19 protein-coding genes are annotated in these 15226 nt (G+C 44.9%); 9 read left to right on the top strand and 10 right to left on the bottom strand.

Annotated elements, in window-relative coordinates; genetic code table 11:
- Window positions 1-5 precede the first annotated feature (5 nt).
- Both CFK45_RS14870 and CFK45_RS14865 read right to left on the bottom strand, forming a co-directional pair.
- Window positions 6-1736: a bifunctional protein-serine/threonine kinase/phosphatase gene (locus tag CFK45_RS14870; protein WP_096087235.1), complete on the bottom strand. Its 1731-nt coding sequence runs from the start codon at window positions 1734-1736 to the stop codon at window positions 6-8.
- Between the two features lie 92 nt (window positions 1737-1828).
- Window positions 1829-2665, bottom strand: a complete 837-nt coding sequence (locus CFK45_RS14865) for a formate/nitrite transporter family protein (RefSeq protein ID WP_096087234.1) — start codon at window positions 2663-2665, stop codon at window positions 1829-1831.
- Window positions 2666-3158: 493 nt separating this feature from the next.
- On the opposite strand from CFK45_RS14865, the gene CFK45_RS14860 reads away from it, so the two are divergent.
- The 3 genes from CFK45_RS14860 (at window position 3159) to CFK45_RS14850 (ending at window position 4588) form a co-directional block, all read left to right on the top strand.
- The gene (locus CFK45_RS14860) at window positions 3159-3518 is read left to right on the top strand and encodes a hypothetical protein (RefSeq protein ID WP_096087233.1); all 360 of its coding nucleotides are present in this window, start codon (window positions 3159-3161) and stop codon (window positions 3516-3518) included.
- A gap of 423 nt (window positions 3519-3941) precedes the next feature.
- Window positions 3942-4310 carry a Tse2 family ADP-ribosyltransferase toxin gene (locus tag CFK45_RS14855; RefSeq protein WP_096087232.1) on the top strand — a complete coding sequence of 123 codons (369 nt, stop codon included), beginning with the start codon at window positions 3942-3944 and terminating at the stop codon, window positions 4308-4310.
- 8 nt (window positions 4311-4318) lie between these two features.
- Window positions 4319-4588 (top strand): hypothetical protein, encoded by a 270-nt coding sequence (locus CFK45_RS14850; RefSeq protein ID WP_096087231.1) that lies wholly within the window; start codon window positions 4319-4321, stop codon window positions 4586-4588.
- Window positions 4589-4682: 94 nt separating this feature from the next.
- Here CFK45_RS14850 and CFK45_RS14845 read toward each other — a convergent pair whose 3' ends face one another.
- Both CFK45_RS14845 and CFK45_RS14840 read right to left on the bottom strand, forming a co-directional pair.
- Window positions 4683-5003, bottom strand: a complete 321-nt coding sequence (locus tag CFK45_RS14845; protein ID WP_096087230.1) for a hypothetical protein — start codon at window positions 5001-5003, stop codon at window positions 4683-4685.
- 107 nt (window positions 5004-5110) lie between these two features.
- Entirely contained in the window at window positions 5111-5434 is a 324-nt protein-coding gene (locus tag CFK45_RS14840) for a helix-turn-helix domain-containing protein (RefSeq protein WP_096087229.1), read from the bottom strand.
- A 93-nt stretch (window positions 5435-5527) separates the two neighbouring features.
- Here CFK45_RS14840 and CFK45_RS14835 point away from each other — a divergent pair, with 93 nt between their 5' ends.
- From CFK45_RS14835 to CFK45_RS14825, 3 genes are read left to right on the top strand one after another with little or no spacing between them, the layout of a single operon-like run.
- Window positions 5528-5962 (top strand): hypothetical protein, encoded by a 435-nt coding sequence (locus tag CFK45_RS14835; RefSeq protein ID WP_143247612.1) that lies wholly within the window; start codon window positions 5528-5530, stop codon window positions 5960-5962.
- A 20-nt stretch (window positions 5963-5982) separates the two neighbouring features.
- Window positions 5983-6636, top strand: coding sequence for a hypothetical protein (locus tag CFK45_RS14830; RefSeq protein WP_096087227.1), 654 nt, complete (start codon window positions 5983-5985; stop codon window positions 6634-6636).
- The gene (locus CFK45_RS14825) at window positions 6636-7073 is read left to right on the top strand and encodes a hypothetical protein (protein ID WP_096087226.1); all 438 of its coding nucleotides are present in this window, start codon (window positions 6636-6638) and stop codon (window positions 7071-7073) included. The genes CFK45_RS14830 and CFK45_RS14825 overlap by 1 nt, the downstream gene beginning before the upstream one ends.
- A 23-nt stretch (window positions 7074-7096) precedes the next feature.
- Here the strand turns inward: CFK45_RS14825 and CFK45_RS14820 are convergent, their stop codons facing one another.
- The 5 genes from CFK45_RS14820 to CFK45_RS14800 all read right to left on the bottom strand — a co-directional run bounded on the left by CFK45_RS14820 (window position 7097) and on the right by CFK45_RS14800 (window position 11913).
- On the bottom strand, window positions 7097-7423 hold the full coding sequence (locus CFK45_RS14820) for a hypothetical protein (RefSeq protein WP_096087225.1): 327 nt from the start codon (window positions 7421-7423) through the stop codon (window positions 7097-7099).
- A complete protein-coding gene (locus tag CFK45_RS14815; protein ID WP_096087224.1) occupies window positions 7423-7686 on the bottom strand; it encodes a hypothetical protein in 264 nt (87 codons plus the stop codon). The genes CFK45_RS14820 and CFK45_RS14815 overlap by 1 nt, the downstream gene beginning before the upstream one ends.
- 254 nt (window positions 7687-7940) lie before the next feature.
- A complete protein-coding gene (locus CFK45_RS14810; RefSeq protein WP_143247611.1) occupies window positions 7941-10814 on the bottom strand; it encodes a BT4734/BF3469 family protein in 2874 nt (957 codons plus the stop codon).
- Window positions 10815-11180: 366 nt separating this feature from the next.
- Complete coding sequence (locus CFK45_RS14805; protein WP_096087222.1) at window positions 11181-11396, bottom strand: hypothetical protein; 216 nt, start codon at window positions 11394-11396, stop codon at window positions 11181-11183.
- A gap of 145 nt (window positions 11397-11541) precedes the next feature.
- Window positions 11542-11913 carry a hypothetical protein gene (locus CFK45_RS14800; RefSeq protein WP_096087221.1) on the bottom strand — a complete coding sequence of 124 codons (372 nt, stop codon included), beginning with the start codon at window positions 11911-11913 and terminating at the stop codon, window positions 11542-11544.
- 475 nt (window positions 11914-12388) lie between these two features.
- On the opposite strand from CFK45_RS14800, the gene CFK45_RS14795 reads away from it, so the two are divergent.
- A complete protein-coding gene (locus CFK45_RS14795) occupies window positions 12389-12937 on the top strand; it encodes a recombinase family protein (protein ID WP_096087220.1) in 549 nt (182 codons plus the stop codon).
- A gap of 3 nt (window positions 12938-12940) precedes the next feature.
- On the opposite strand, the gene CFK45_RS14790 is transcribed toward CFK45_RS14795, so the two are convergent.
- Entirely contained in the window at window positions 12941-13900 is a 960-nt protein-coding gene (locus CFK45_RS14790; RefSeq protein ID WP_143247610.1) for a hypothetical protein, read from the bottom strand.
- Between the two features lie 414 nt (window positions 13901-14314).
- Between CFK45_RS14790 and CFK45_RS14785 the strand changes: the two genes are divergently transcribed.
- On the top strand, window positions 14315-14779 hold the full coding sequence (locus CFK45_RS14785; RefSeq protein ID WP_096087218.1) for a hypothetical protein: 465 nt from the start codon (window positions 14315-14317) through the stop codon (window positions 14777-14779).
- Between the two features lie 205 nt (window positions 14780-14984).
- A complete protein-coding gene (locus tag CFK45_RS18365) occupies window positions 14985-15218 on the top strand; it encodes a hypothetical protein (protein ID WP_143247609.1) in 234 nt (77 codons plus the stop codon).
- The last annotated feature ends 8 nt before the right edge of the window (window positions 15219-15226 follow it).

The raw sequence follows: 15226 nt of genomic DNA, 5'->3' as shown, positions 1-15226 counted from the left end.
AGCGGCTAGCGCAATTGAAGGTAGAGCAGGTAAATCAGCGCGGCACTTAGACAAGCAGACAACCCCTGCCAAAACGCCACAGGGTTTCGCTTTAACAGCGGCGGCCTCTCCTGATTCAGAAAAGCCTGGTTCGGGTGGCGCAGATCGCGCAAAAACTCACTGATCACCTCGTAACGCTTTTTGGGCTCTGGGTTCAAAGCCTTTCTCAAGCTGAAATCAACCCAGGCGGGAATTTCCCTATCCTCAGCGAGCACACTGGTATAAAGCAACCTGCGCTGGGCTGCGCGCGTTCTGGCTTTGGCCACATCCGCGCCGTAGGGCAGCCTTCCCGAGAGCATCTGATAGGCAATAACAGCCAGCGAAAACTGATCCGACAGCGCCGTTGTAAACTCTCCGAGAAAACACTCCGGCGCGGTGTACTGCACCGTGCCCAGCACTTCTGAGCGCGTCACCGAAGGCGATATATCTTCAAGCCCAGCGACCCAGGTTGAGCCAAAATCAATGATTTTCACCGTGCCAAAGGCGTCGATCATAATATTGTCAGGCTGCAAATCCTGGTGCAGCATCTCCAGGCGGTGAAAGGCCTGCAAGCCTTTTGCAATTTGCTCAACAATAGCCCTGACCTGCTCGAGGCCCGGCCGGGGGTTGTCGCGCATCCACTGCGCCAGCGTCTGGCCGTCAATATACTCTGTTGCCGTGTAAAAATAGCTTTTCTGCCGGTCGATATCGCAGACCCGAAGTACATTCGCGCTATTCACTCGCCTGGCAATCCACTCCTCAAGTAAAAAGCGCTCGAGGTAGGCCGAGTCGCTCTGCTGCTCGACAGACGGCACTTTAATAACCACCTTGTGTTTAGAGGCGCAATCCTCGGCAAGGTAGACATTGCTGCGGGCGCTGCGATACAGCGAACGAACAATGCGGTAGCCATCAAATTCGACCCGCGCGCGCAGCGGTGGCACAAATGCAAGCTCGCCCAGGGAGCGGTGTATCTCACTGAGCTCGGGTTTTGGCACGGTTTCAATGCGGACAATTTGAAATGTCAGGTTGTCATCGCTGCCGTTTTCAAAGGCCCGCTCAACCACGTTTTTTGCCGCCAAATCAAGGTCGTCGAGATGCCGCTTGCAGATCGAGGCTATCTCGTCGGCCGATAAAAACTCGTAGATACCGTCAGTCGTTAAGATAAAGGTCGAGCCGGTTTTGATGGCGCGCTGCAAGTAGTCCAGCTCCAATAGCTGATCCATACCCAGTGCGCGCTGCAGGTAGTGCTTTTCATCACTTATTTGCACGCGGTGCGCTTTAGTTAAAGGCTCGAGCGAATCGCCGCTCAGCTCATAGACCCTGGAGTCACCAACATGAAAAATGTGCGCAGTGGTGGATCTGAACACAATACCGCTAAAGGTACAGACATAACCTTTGTCTAAGTTGTAGCGAAAATCGCTGCGGCGAGTCTGCGAATACAACCACGAGTTAACGGCGTTTAGCACACACTGAACCGAGTGCTTCACACTCCACGGCTCGGGTGTACTGTAATAATCCTCAAAAAAACCACTCACCGCAGCCCTGCTCGCCTGCTGGCTGACGTCGCTACTGCTAATACCGTCGGCGAGCGCTACAGCAATGCCCTTGCTGTGAATCAGCGCCGAACCGGGCACATGAACACCGTGAAAGTCTTGATTCACAGCCTTACGCCCCTTGGCGCTGTGTTGACCGACGCGAACTGTGAGTAGTCTGCTCATGCTTTTACCCTAAAAAAAACAAAACCCCCAAAGGTGCGCACCTTTGGGGGTTTTTATCAGCCGCTGCAACTATACAAAGCAGCTAGCTGAATTTATGCGTTAATTTCGCTGCCTACATACTTGGGCGTGCGCGCTTTACCTTCGCGCACGTGGGTCAGGTACAGAGGTAGACCAACCAGCAAGAAACCACCAACAAGATTACCCAAGGCTGTTGGAATTTCATTCCACAAGAAATAATCCATCAAGTTAAAGTCACCGCCCATAATCATTGAGAACGGGAACAAGAACATATTCACAATTGAGTGCTCAAACACCATGTAAAAGAACAGCATGATAGGCATCCACATGGCGAAGATTTTAGAGATCGCAGAAGTAGAGATCATCGCCAGCACAACACCCATAGAAACCATCCAGTTACACAGCATGCCGCGGATAAAGATTGTAAACCAACCGAGTATGCCCTGCTCTTTATAGCCGAGTGTACGCGACTCACCGATCGCCGCCACTTTGTCCGCTACCGGCCCGCCGTCAATTTGATAGCCGTAAGTCAAAATAAAAGACGCAAAAAACGCCGTCATTAATGCGCCGGCGAAGTTGCCGAGAAACACCAGCCCCCAGTTTCTGAGCAGGCCTTTCATATCACAGCCCGGGCGCTTGTCGATAAGCGCAAGCGGCACCAGGGTAAATACACCGGTGAGCAAGTCGAACTTCATCAGATACAGCATGATAAAACCGACCGGGAACAACACGGCACCAAGTACTGGGTTACCAGTTTTGGTGATGACGGTAATAGCAAAAAACGCCGCAAGACCAAGAATCGCACCGGCCATCATGGCGCGAATAAAGGTATCTCTTGTAGACATAAAGATTTTTTGTTCGCCGGCGTCAACCATTTTTTTAGCAAACTCGGCTGGTTCAAGATAAGACATCTCGCATGTTCCCCCAAAGGTAAAGTTTTTTCGAACACCTAAGGTAGAGCAAGGCCCTTGCCAACTTCGTTTTTGAGGCCATGTCGTCACCCCCGGCCAAGGCAAATCAGCCCCCGTAACCGCTTGACCCGGCATTAAGCCCCAGCGCGGAGCAGTACACTAATCACACACACCAAATAGGGGCATTTAAAAAAATCAATATGCCCATTTTTCAGACAGGCGTGCACAAATATCAGCACGCGCGCACAAAAGCGCACCACTTCAGCACTCCGCCACCGAATTTAGCGCCAGCCTAAGAATTAAAAAGTAATAAATTGAATTTTTTGATTAATTTCTCGTCTATTACCTATCGAAAGGGCTATAGTAAAAAGCAACCAAGGTGGGCTGAGAGCAGGTGCAAAGGGATAAGCGCTTGTCTGGCACGATCAAGCCCACGCTGACTGGAGCCCTAAAATAAAAATAACCTGACCCAGATCATTCAAAGAGGCGCCAAATGAGATTCTTTAATATCAGCCCCGTAGTAACACTCGCCGTATTTGCGTTAGCGACATTGCACTGTTTTGCCATTAGCGCAGGCATGCAAACCTGGCTGCAACTCGACAGCCTGCTCGCGGCTTTTGTCGCCGTCGCTTTAGTTATTAGCCTGCCATTTGTTTCCACCTGGCTGGCAATGGCCGCCGCCGTCGCCGCGTGGGGCTGGAGCTGGCCTCTGGCCTTTGTTGTTTTTGCGGTGCCCACGACCTTACTGCTGCTCGCAGGTATCTTTAACAAGAACGGGCGCGGAGGCTTGTGGAGCCCCAGAGAAGAAAATGATGGCGACACAACAGCGCTGGCTCAAGCCAATGCAGCCTGAGCACTAATAAAGAAGCACTATCGAACCAAGAAAAGCTTTCAAGCATAAAAAAACCGCCACAAAGGCGGTTTTTTTATAAATGGCGGTGAGGGAGGGACTCAACACCATTTCCCAATTTCGGCGCAAATCGCGGCAGAATCACACTTTTTCGTCATGGTTTTGGTGAATAAAGCGTCATTGTATGTACCTGTGTATGTACTTTCAAGGGTTTTGCGCACCGTATCGTGCTCTAACCGGTGAGCCGTTAACAGTCGAAGTAATGGACGTTGACCGCTATGGGTGCGGAATCTGCCAGAACCCCCATCAAAATGACGTTATCGGCGTCATCAAAAAATCAACCTGTGAAGCAATTCCTGTGATGTTCGTCACACTGGTTTACAATCCGGCGGTTGCACGTAAAATCTTAAATAATGGAATAACCACATGAACGAGAAGCTATATCTTACCCAAGAAGATTTGTATCGGTTCGGTAACGCCACTTCCAGCCGCATTAATCGTGTCAGGGTTGGCGAAATCAATACAACGGAACAGAACGGCATCACGATGATCATTGCTAATGATAAGGGTGTAAGCCTGTTCAATGAGGAAGGAATGAGGCGCAGTCCTTTAACGGGCTGGGTATGGGAAATCAAAAGTAGAACCGCAATTCCGCAAGGACTAAGGTTGGTTCAAAAAGGCTCGAAAGGTCATCACATGTTGGTGCCGGTTAAGAATATGCCCCTGTCTCAATACATTAGCCTACTTGAGCAAATGGCTATCCACTGTCAAAAAGTATTTAAAAAGGCTGTATAGGTTTCATTATGGAAAGTTTAAATTTATCGCTTGATCAAAGTTCATTCAATCTGATTTGGCGTTCACTCCATGCCAGAGAAAAAGAATTGCTAAGCATAGTCGAGAATTTTGGTGATGATTCTGACGAGGGTGCAGACGCACTAAACGATATTGTGGCATTACGCCTTTATATTGATGAACTCAAGGAACAGGCTGAAAAGGTGTTTTCAGATAAGAATGCTTTTATTCTCGAAGATATACAGCTGGAAGTTGGCACTATGCATGTGGTGAAAAACTGATAGCAATCTACAGTCATCCGTGATGCTTACAGATTCATCACGGATGATCCCCAATACATGCAACCGGTAAAGCTGTTATTTTTTGAACGGCAAGTTAATCCACTTTTATTTTAAGTACGCTTCCAAGCAATTTATAGTATTCCTTTCGGTCCCTTGGGTTTGGCAGTTTGTGACAGGCATAGGAAAGAGCATAAAGTGCATCTGATTCAGATATTTTTCCAGCATCAACATGCTCTGCCAGTTTTTCATCGTATATTTCTTGAAGTTCGTTATAATCACCACACTGACCACAGGCTACTTTTTCGTTGTCGCCTTTACCCTGTGGATGTTCATCTTTGTAATCAAACTGTTTATTAATATCTTCGATTGACTTTAAGCCTGTATATTTTTTACGAAAACTATCGAAGTTGTCCATGATTTCTCCAGTAAGTTGTGGTGCTAAAGCTGTAAGGGTAGCTTATAAAAACAGCACTCGCCAAAACCGAATGTCACAACCTCCCATTTCACGGCATAAACATTCAATCACTTTACCTTCTCAATAATCTTCAAAATCTTGTTTTTATCGGCTTCACTCAGCCTTACAAAGCCCTCAATGACCTTAGCCAAGTCATCCTCTTCACAATACAAATAAGGTACGGGCACATCCAAGACAGCGCACAGCTTCTTTACCGTGTTCATATCAGGGCGATGCTTACCGGTCTCATATTGATTCATTCGAGCACTGGCACCAGATTCATCAAAACCGGCTTTGATGCCGAGTTCTTTCTGACTGAGGTCTCTGGACATACGCACCTGCTTTAGTCGCCGTGTAAAGGTATTGATTGACTCAGCTCCAAGATTGTTCATGAAGCTAAGATTCTCTTAGTTTACGTCAAAGCTGGATACTAAGGAATCCTTAGCATAAACTAAGGGGTTCTTAGCTGAAAAGGAGGTAAAGCCTTGAAAATTGTTCGATATTTAATCGCTCCTGTAGTGATTGCCGCCATCACTGCTTGTACTGATAGCGGTGTAACTTCTACATCAAGGTTTGATCGTGAATACGGTGCATTGATTGCCCAAGGCATTCAGGAAACCGTAGATACTGAAAAAGATGGCATGTTTCTAAGCTGGGTAGCGTTAACCAAAGCCCAAACAGGCTTGGAATTAGGTGAATATGCTGTGCAATGCACCGCTCACCTGATGGCATACGCTGGTGGAGATGTCCCCGAAAACGTCAAAGCCATGATGATTGAATACAAAAAGGATTCTGATGTTTTTAAAAACGCTGAACAAGTAGACCAGCTTGGCGCTATTCAAATTTCTGACTTGGTGGAAGGAAAAATATTGCATTGCCTTCGAGCGGGTAGCCTCGATTGCTGTAGCTCACAATCATAAATTACGCAGAAGGATAAACCATGAATAAATCACTATTATTGGCGGTCGTGCTTGGATTTTCGACAATGCCCTGTCTGGCATTTGAAATAGAATCTTTCGAGGTTCTTGGAATTAAAGTGGGTGACAGTATTGAAGTTGTTGAATCGAAAATCGCACCACTGATGCCGGACCAAGAAACCAAAGAAGCGGATAATCCAGAATCAATTTTTCCCTACAACTACGACAAATTCACATGTGGAAAAATTGAAGTTGGAAAATATTCCTGCACTGGAAGTTACTACGAGAAGAGTAAAGAAACCAATTCTTTTCTTAGAGATGAGAAATTCAAATCGGTTTTTAATGATAAAGGCGAATTGTATATGATACGCCATGACTATACCGCAAAGGTTGCCGACGATTATGAATCATGCAAAAAAATAGTCTCTGAATATATAGCTGGTTTGGTAAAAATGTCGGGTAAATATTCTGATACGTTTGATAAGCGTAGTATGTCATCGGTGAAATATACAGACCATTACGCGAACTCATATTATTGGTACGACTCTCGAAACAAAAAAGACAACGTTAGCTTAATGGTTGGATGCTCACAGGATGGTGGTTTGATGAAAGAACTATCAATATATGCGCCCTCATATAAAGCCAAGAAAAAACCGGTCAAGGCTGAAATACGATAATGGCGTTTCTCGATAGGATACAACTCGAAAATTCAGAACTGGTATCCACTGATGCAGACTTGATGACCGTCTACACGCTGGTGCAAAAATATTGGTCTGACTATCCGTTCCCCAATCCTGAAACCGAGTTAGACAGAATCGAGCGTGAAGAAAGTGTGATTAAAGTTTTCGCTGATGGTGTTGAACGCGGTCGAAAGGTTGAGGTCTGGCTCAATGTCGCAAAAGTCGATGACGGTGTGGAAATATGGTCTGCCATTGAATATCCATCAAGTAAATTCTGGTGGACGGTCTGCATTGTCGGCATTCCGTTTGGCTTTGGGCTTGGTTTACTCGGTGTGTTCTGGGTGTTGGATACTATGGCTGAAAAGCCCAAGGAACCTTTGCAGCGATTCGAAAAGGTGGTTGAATTTGTTCGAACCAAACTGAACGCCAAGTAATTTTAAGGGGCTGTATGCCCCTTTTATTCCCTCAACATTCTATCTTTTGCCATTTTACGCTCATCATCGGGTAATGCTGAGTGCAAAATGTATCTGCAATTTTTCTTGACCGTCTGATTGATAAACGCTTCGTCAATGGCATGGTGTAGCGATTCTATGATACTTGGATCAACATCTAAATTTCTTTCGCGTTGGTCTATCCAGTTTTTCACGAATGGAAACATAAGGGCTTCGAGAAGTTCAGCTCGTGAGCAACTCTCGATCTCAGACAGAGCAAGAAAAAGGTTGTGTAATTCCGGGCGTAAATGTGTGACGGTCAGATTTTTATGCTTGGGTTCGGCGGCGTCCATTATTCGCCCCGCTGTTCTTTCGAAAACTGCGCGAAGGATTTAAATTGGTGCGTTGGCTTACCCGATTGTTCACGCTCATCAATTTCCGAATCAACGTAATATTGATTCAATTCCATTGCTTCGTCGATTGTTCCGGGCGCTATAGTTTCCCGAACTTTATACTCGATGATTGGGCGCAATCGGCTGAGGATTGATTGCTTTGCACCTTCGATAAATTTGTTTTTTTTAGCTTCGATTGCTTCTTCTGGGAATGCTTCTGACATTTTTTTCACCTCGATTTTTTGGTTGTATCAGTATTTAGTTGAGGTGTGAAAAGACGGTTTTGGAACCATGCTAAATAATGACTGCAACCGCTGCGTTCTTGCCAGTCCCGGTGGTTGCACAGTGAGAGTTTTGGGCGGCTCCCTCCGTCCTTGGTTGGCGCTCACTGGTTGAGAGATATGCTTTACCGCGAAGTTGTGTATGTCTCTCGGTGAAGCCCTCACGGTTCCGTGTCCTTACCGTGGGGGCTTTATTTTTATGCGGGTGTTATCGTGACCGACATGGCATTAATGCCTTCCAAATGTGCCAATAATTTAGACTCATCACTAATAAAATATTGTGCTGTCACTTGTTTGTAATTTTTCTTATATTCGACCACATACAACGGTATTGATTTCGCGATGTAGCTAACCAGTTCATCACGATTGTTTCTAACTCGCGAGGTTGAAAAATACTCTTGCAATTCCTTATTGCGATTTTTGCAAAAGCCTTTTTCTTGAATAGCCTGTATTGCCGGGTCTGAATCCAAATCAAAGAATCCCGTGACCTCAATGTCTGAACCTAAGCTTTCGTTCGAGAAAATAAACACATCTTTGGCTTTACCATGTATTAACCGTGCCCGACCAACTGCCTGTATGGTTTCTGATTCGACAAAATGTCGTTTTGCTTCCCGCATTCTAAAGTCAGTATAAACGCGGTTATTTACGCTCAAATTATTACCACCCTTCATTCTGACAGCACGATCAAAATAGGTTTTGTCGGTATCACTTTGACCGAATACAGCAATGCTGTTTTTTAATATTTCCGATTCATCATAAAGATGACGACCAATAACTAACACGCAATCGCAGTTTTCAAAGTCATTAATACCGCGAAGGCTTCCAAAATGGGTAAAGGTGTTAGCGCCAACCTGTTCAGCTAACCACTGTGAAAAGTTGCCTTCAATATCGGGCACCTTCATATAGGATATGATTCCAACATTCTGGTATTTGCTGCACATTGATTGCAGTGACTTTACAAATGCGGTTAAGAATTCCGAATCAGACAACGCCTTTTTAGTCACCGTAGAATTACATTGAAAGACATTGATGTCGGGGTTTTGCTTAACCGGTATTTTATGAAACTCAGTTTTCAATACCGACTTAACAACCGACTGACTGGCAGTTGCATCTAAAAACAGTTTTGGAACATTGCGGTATTTCGAATTAATGGATTTCGACCAACTGCACCAAAGTTGTTTATTGTGTATATACAGTCTCGAAAGATAGGTTTCATTTTCAGACTCAACGAATTTATACAGTTGTCGCAATACGGGTGAATCCGGGTTTTCCTTTAAACTCTTTTTCTTTATCCCGCGCACGTAGGCTTTCCGGTCGGTCATGTATTGGGCTTGGGTGCGCTTTTCGTTACCGGCTTTCATTTGCTGGTAATCACTAACAATCTCTTGCTTGTTTCGTAATGCAGATTCACTAAGCGATTCGCCGCCAAGCACATCATTTAAAATATTTCGGACTGAACTATAGTCGGAGTCGAGTGCTTCAAAGTCACTGCTGGTATGGATACAATTTTCGTCAACAATCACATAATCAGGCTGCCAGTAATGTTTTCCTGCTTTTCCATTCTGGCGGTCTATCTTTCGCGGTTCACCCCTTAGTGTTCCATATTGGAAACGTGATGGCATGTTGTATAGTTCAGCATGTGTCATCACACGCACGGAATAATGAACCTTGTTAAACTGCTCGATATAGCTGCATGTGCCATACATGTGGCATGAATGATGGCTGCAAATGTTCGCAGGTATATCAATCTTGGTTTTTCGGAAATATTCGAGGTTAAGCGGATTATCGCAAAGCCGATCCCTACCTTTGAGGTGAAGTATTCCAGAACCAAAATCAGATTTATACTGTTCCGCCAATTTATGATCGGGAACCAGAATCAAAATTCTCGGCTTTCTTCGATCACCAATTGACAACCGTCTATGCTTTGGTGTTTCGTTTGGTTTAAGTAGGTTTTTAATGGTTTTGATAACCTCAGTGGTTTTACCCGAACCCGTTGAAACATTAATGAATTTCGATTGCTTGGTTTCAAAGAATTCCGATACTAACTCGCGCAATTCTTCCATGGCTTTATCGTGGTCAACCATTGGCGCAAATTGGTAATCTGTTGGCTTAGGTTTGAGTTTACGTCTGGCTCTGCCGGTCACTTGTTTGGTTTGATAGCCGTGTTGCTTGGCAATGTTTATCAGCGTTCCAATGTGACCACCAGCATTACCGCGTGAAATAGCATTTAACTGTGAATGTAGGTCACTATCCAGTTTTGACGGGCTTTCAACGCACCAATGTGATTTGAGCAATTCAATACCGTCATATCCAAGGTGCTGGAATACCGCAAAGTTTACACCCCGTCTTTCATCCCAATTCATTGTAGTGGGAATGTAGGTCAGCAATTCGCGGATAAATTCGGCGGTGATAACCTCGGTTGAGTCGGTGGCGATGATTTCCGGCTGTGTATATACGGCGCGGTCATTTACTGCCAATGGTGCGGCATCTGGATTGTAAAAAGCAGTGGCATCGTGTGAGAGAAAGCAACCGTATTTGATGTGTTGCATACAATCATCAAATTTGACTGACAATTGCAGCCAATTCACCACCAGTTCATAGGCGACTTTATAGCGGTGTTTGACTATTTCGTTACTCTCATCATCGTTGCGGCAAAAGTCGGTCATGATTCCGAATTTCAAACCATTGCGGGGCGACTTGAAACAATAGGCGGTTTCGGTCAATGATTTGATTTTGGTTTGAACCACATCAAGGTCAATTCCGGGGTTGTCCTTTGTATCAATGTCAAACTGGATAATGCCGGTTGGCTCCGCGTTGTCGCCAAAGGCGTTTTTACCGTAAAACCGCAATGTGGGAATCATGAGCGGTAGTTGCTTTTTTAATTCGGCGGCATGGTCATCACCAGAATGTTTAATCTGGCTTACCAATGCTTTCAGGCTTTCACCTTTGATTTGCTCGATGACTTCCGATAGTGGCTTGTGAACTGCATAGGAATCGCCGGGGTGGTCGAGGTGCGTTACTATCACTTTCGACCTCCTGCCGCTTGGCGCGGCGCTGGGGCTGCGCCCCACAACAGAATCCTATGTGAAAAAAATCTGCAAAAGATGCACACTATGTTATAGAGATGATAATAAGTAAGTGTGCATCTTTTGCGGATTTCCGCATTCACACCAACGAAGGGGCGAGGCGAAGCCGAGACCAAGCCCAAGGGGCTTGACCATTGGTTTAATACAGGAATTACCGGTATACGGTCAAAAAGTAGGTCTGAGAGAAAGGCTAAATAATAGTACATTATCGGTTTCCATTTTTTTCGTGTTGGTTTCCATGATGTAAATGACCTCAGTTTGATTCAGTAGCATGTTTTAATAGTGGTCGATTCTTTGTTGTTTTTAGTGAAGTGACGAAATGCCCGGTTGTCAGTCAGCAACCGGGCTTTTTTATGCCTTGTTATCGGTAAGCGCGGCACCAGTTGGTAGCGGTGCGTTTAATGCGTCACGAATCGTTTCAAGAGTCAATTCTTTGCTCATAAAATTTCTTAGCCCGGCTTCGACCAATCTACTCGCCGGTATACCGCTATAGTCGCTCAACTCTCGAATTTGTCGCGCCAGAGGTATTGATATTGAATAGCTTTCTTTTTGCTTTTTAATTGCCATTACTCTTACTCCGAAAATTAGGGTTCTTACTACTATTTATCTCCGAGCGAGTTTATCCCCGGTCGTTCAACCGTAAAAATTTGGTTTTGAGTGATTTACCCGGTCAACACACTGCCAACCGGGTTAGATGGCGGCTATACCGCGTTCAAGCAACCTGTGGCTTGAGCCAGTCCATACCGTAGGGCTTCAGCTGCTCTCTGATGTACCGGTCAGTAGCCTCAACACATGTGTTATACAGTGCCACTACTGTGGGGTCGTCCTTCTCGAATCCCATGGCGAACAGGGCAACGATTCGGTATTCCGCTTGGGTGAGATCGCCTACAAAGTCATTGAATTGGTCTGAAATGTTCGAGCCTTGCCGTAGTTCGGCACCATATTGGTGAGCGAATATGTAGAGTTCTGATAGTTCAGTGCGTATAAACAGAGGTTCGGCTATGTCGTCATCTGTGAGCAGGTCTGTGAACCACTCGCGTAGGACGGTGGGGCTTAAAAGTCTTTCTGATAGCTGAGTATTCATCCTGTATTACCTCGGATGTAGTGTGCTCATAGTGCTGCTGTGAGCGCAAAACGCCCCAGCCATCACAACTATGATGTTGACTAATTTACCACCAATCACAATGTGGGTCAATAAAAAATACAATAAAATCAATAAGTTATAGTTGAATCAATTCAACATCGTGGAAAATCAATGACTTACGGTCGTAAATTATAAAAATCTATCGAACTTGATGTCTTGATAGGTAATTAATTTAATAAGTGCTAATTCCAAAAGCCTATATACCAATGAGTAATTCAACCGGGTTGGGTTCCTAAAATCCCACGGTAGCCCGGTCGATTGCTCACATTCAGATAGTTGACGCCACATGGAAGTGGCACCTGATCCCCAACACCTCTACCGTCTCAAATTGTAGACTTTATGAGTCATTAGCTTTTCAATGTCTCAAGTTATGTCTTATAATAGTTGTATCATTACCTTTAAGAGATTGTGAGACATGGCAATTGTAGGTTATGCACGGGTGAGTACCACAGGGCAAAAGCTGGATGTACAACAAGACAAGCTCAAGGCTTACGGCTGCGAACGAATCTTTAAAGAAAAGCTGTCAGGCACCACAGCACAGCGTCCACAGCTTCAGGAATGTCTCAGGTACGTTAGAGAGGGTGACACCCTTGTAATCACCAAGCTCGACCGTCTGGCGCGTTCTACGCTGCACCTCCACACTATCGTTGACGACCTCCAATCACGGGGTGTTCAATTCGTGGTGATAGACCAGCAAATTGACACCAGTACACCTACCGGCAAATTAATGTTCACTATGCTGGGTGCCATAGCCGAATTTGAAACAGCGTTACGGCATGAGCGACAAATGGAAGGAATCGAAAAAGCGAAGAGTAGCGGTGTTCAGTTTGGTCCTAAATCGCGGCTTGATGACTCACAGATTGACGAACTCAAATCCAAACGCGAAGCCGGGGTGTTGATCAAAGATTTAATGAAGGACTACCGATTGAGCAAGGCGAGTGTGTACAGATATTTGAAAGAGTAAAGCCTAATCGTCCTTACTCGCCACATAATCATGATATGAACAAAGCCCATTAAAGTGTTGCTCATCAATGCTTAGATCATTTCCGCAAACGGCGCATTCTGTGTATTCCAGTGTATACCCGCAATTCACACAGCACCCTTCGTGAAAAATATAGGTTGCTTCACCACACTCCAAACACTCAGTATTAGGCGATTCGCCGCTATCCATGAAGAACGCATGAGAAATCATATCCATATACTCGGTAACGCACTCTACCAAAATGTCTGCAAATAAAAATTCATGTGAGCAGGACGCACAGCGTAGATGTATGTCTGGTAACTCATCGCCCTCATTAATCGCTTGAATTAAATCAGAATTGCATTGCGAACAATTAAGCTCACACAGTGATTCTTTGACCGTCTCATACTTCCAGTTTACATTCTGGAAAGAGTCTTGGCACAGCTTGGTTTGAGAGTCGTAAACGTCACTTACGAACAACATTGTAGACCAGCATTCTTCACCAAATAATTTTCCGGGGTCTTCCTTTAAAACCCGCGAAGTAAAATCATGAATAAGCACGAATGCCTTAGCGAGTAGCTGTTCAATTTCAATTGGCTTAACATCTGTATAGTAGTGTTCAATATTATTTCTCAACTCGATAATGCTTCTGAGCATTACATCTTTATCTTTTTCGAATTCAATTCCAAAATCCTTGAATCTGGTTTTGATCGTATGAACATCAACGGTATTTTTTCCTATCCCCTTAAATACTATTTCCCCACTTTGTTGAACTGGCTTGAGATTCTGCTTCAGCAATAAGTCTTTATCGTAGTCAGGTGAGAGTCTATGCAGCATTTCCTTGTACAGTAGCAACAATCCAGACACAACGTTGCGCATGGAAGATAGCAGCCTATTGGGTTCGCCGTTTTCATAGTCTTCAACACCTACTTGGATGGCTGCTACTGCATTGTTCAATATAGACACGACTGTTTCCCCGATAGTGGCTTATGGCGATTTTAACTGAACTTGACGAAATCTACAGTCAATAGCGGCGGGACAATGTTTCACGGTCTCAAACTGGGGAGCCTTCAAGACTAACCCCTTGTATTCACCTTCAACACCACGGTTTTCTGGTTTTAGCCAAAAAAATTATCTGAGGAATGCCGCACCCGAAAATACCCCCAAAAATTGAAGAAAATATTCTTCTGAAGAATCTCCACCCCAAAAGCCCAATATCACCCGTTTTTTTCACCGTTCCCGCACCATTCGCCATCATTTGACCGCCATTTCGAAATTTATCTGAGGAAAAACGCAATTTTTCCCAGTTTTGAAGATTCTACGCCTCACGCCGTGCATATATACCAGTAGATAACAATTAATCTTCAAGAGGAATTAAATATGGCTCATTCACCACTCGATGGTCGAACTACCGACGAATACACATCCAAAATTCTGGAACTATTCAAAGCAAGTGAAATTGATTCAATCAGCATTGATGCCGGTGGTACAGGGTATTCGCCGGGTGACAGTATCAATGTAATTGGGGATGGCACCGGGGCATCCGCCGAAGTGGCTACTGTGGATGGCGGCGGTGGCATCACTGGAATCACCATTACCAATAGCGGCTCAGGCTATTCATATGCAGAAGTCACCGCGCCGGTGAACGATGTTGAAAACGATACCCCAGCAGAATTAAGTGCAACCGTCACGCTCGATTTATTGAATGATATGGTTGCATTTGATGAGGATGACCAGCAAGTAGACCGGTTGAAGCAAGTTTTCAAAACTTCAATGACTACGTTGGCATTGAATGAGAATCAAGCCACGTTAGTTCTTGCGGCACTAATCGGGTTGCCATCATGAACAGCTACACATTGATGGTTGAATCTGCGGCTAAGCGGTTAGATAGCCATAGCAAAAAATATCTGGCTTCCGTATTGGCGGAACATAGCCGGGTTTTTGTGACCAACCAAATTAATCAAAGGTTGTACACCAGCAAATACCGTAGCAGTGAAGAGAAGCAGGTATTGCAACACTGCCAACGGCTCTTAATGGATGGGTGGCAACCATGACACCAGATCAAACCAAAACATTTGTTGACGAATTGATAGCTGAATATAAGCCTCAAACACACGCCCAATGGCAAGAATTATTGCGGCGGCTATCGGCTATGAGCAACAAATCTACAAAGCCGGTAACTCAATCTGATTTGAGGAATGGCTATGCAGAGTTAAAAAATCGTTACCGTATTTGGATGAATAAGCAATCTATTTCATTACCAAATGGGGGTTCTTTCGAATGATTAAAAAA

Source organism: Agaribacterium haliotis (assembly GCF_002312815.1).
GTDB classification, from domain to species: domain Bacteria; phylum Pseudomonadota; class Gammaproteobacteria; order Pseudomonadales; family Cellvibrionaceae; genus Agaribacterium; species Agaribacterium haliotis.
The sequence above is the reverse complement of the archived record's forward strand: the minus strand, read 5'-3'. Positions and strand labels throughout refer to the sequence as shown.

What these genes read in the sequence shown, in the direction of transcription:
- CFK45_RS14870 (WP_096087235.1), bottom strand. Translation starts at nt 1,736, where the DNA reads ATGAGCAGACTACTCACAGTTCGCGTCGGTCAACACAGCGCCAAGGGG.
- CFK45_RS14865 (WP_096087234.1), bottom strand. Translation starts at nt 2,665, where the DNA reads ATGTCTTATCTTGAACCAGCCGAGTTTGCTAAAAAAATGGTTGACGCC.
- CFK45_RS14860 (WP_096087233.1), top strand. Translation starts at nt 3,159, where the DNA reads ATGAGATTCTTTAATATCAGCCCCGTAGTAACACTCGCCGTATTTGCG.
- CFK45_RS14855 (WP_096087232.1), top strand. Translation starts at nt 3,942, where the DNA reads ATGAACGAGAAGCTATATCTTACCCAAGAAGATTTGTATCGGTTCGGT.
- CFK45_RS14850 (WP_096087231.1), top strand. Translation starts at nt 4,319, where the DNA reads ATGGAAAGTTTAAATTTATCGCTTGATCAAAGTTCATTCAATCTGATT.
- CFK45_RS14845 (WP_096087230.1), bottom strand. Translation starts at nt 5,003, where the DNA reads ATGGACAACTTCGATAGTTTTCGTAAAAAATATACAGGCTTAAAGTCA.
- CFK45_RS14840 (WP_096087229.1), bottom strand. Translation starts at nt 5,434, where the DNA reads ATGAACAATCTTGGAGCTGAGTCAATCAATACCTTTACACGGCGACTA.
- CFK45_RS14830 (WP_096087227.1), top strand. Translation starts at nt 5,983, where the DNA reads ATGAATAAATCACTATTATTGGCGGTCGTGCTTGGATTTTCGACAATG.
- CFK45_RS14825 (WP_096087226.1), top strand. Translation starts at nt 6,636, where the DNA reads ATGGCGTTTCTCGATAGGATACAACTCGAAAATTCAGAACTGGTATCC.
- CFK45_RS14820 (WP_096087225.1), bottom strand. Translation starts at nt 7,423, where the DNA reads ATGGACGCCGCCGAACCCAAGCATAAAAATCTGACCGTCACACATTTA.
- CFK45_RS14815 (WP_096087224.1), bottom strand. Translation starts at nt 7,686, where the DNA reads ATGTCAGAAGCATTCCCAGAAGAAGCAATCGAAGCTAAAAAAAACAAA.
- CFK45_RS14805 (WP_096087222.1), bottom strand. Translation starts at nt 11,396, where the DNA reads ATGGCAATTAAAAAGCAAAAAGAAAGCTATTCAATATCAATACCTCTG.
- CFK45_RS14800 (WP_096087221.1), bottom strand. Translation starts at nt 11,913, where the DNA reads ATGAATACTCAGCTATCAGAAAGACTTTTAAGCCCCACCGTCCTACGC.
- CFK45_RS14795 (WP_096087220.1), top strand. Translation starts at nt 12,389, where the DNA reads ATGGCAATTGTAGGTTATGCACGGGTGAGTACCACAGGGCAAAAGCTG.
- CFK45_RS14785 (WP_096087218.1), top strand. Translation starts at nt 14,315, where the DNA reads ATGGCTCATTCACCACTCGATGGTCGAACTACCGACGAATACACATCC.
- CFK45_RS18365 (WP_143247609.1), top strand. Translation starts at nt 14,985, where the DNA reads ATGACACCAGATCAAACCAAAACATTTGTTGACGAATTGATAGCTGAA.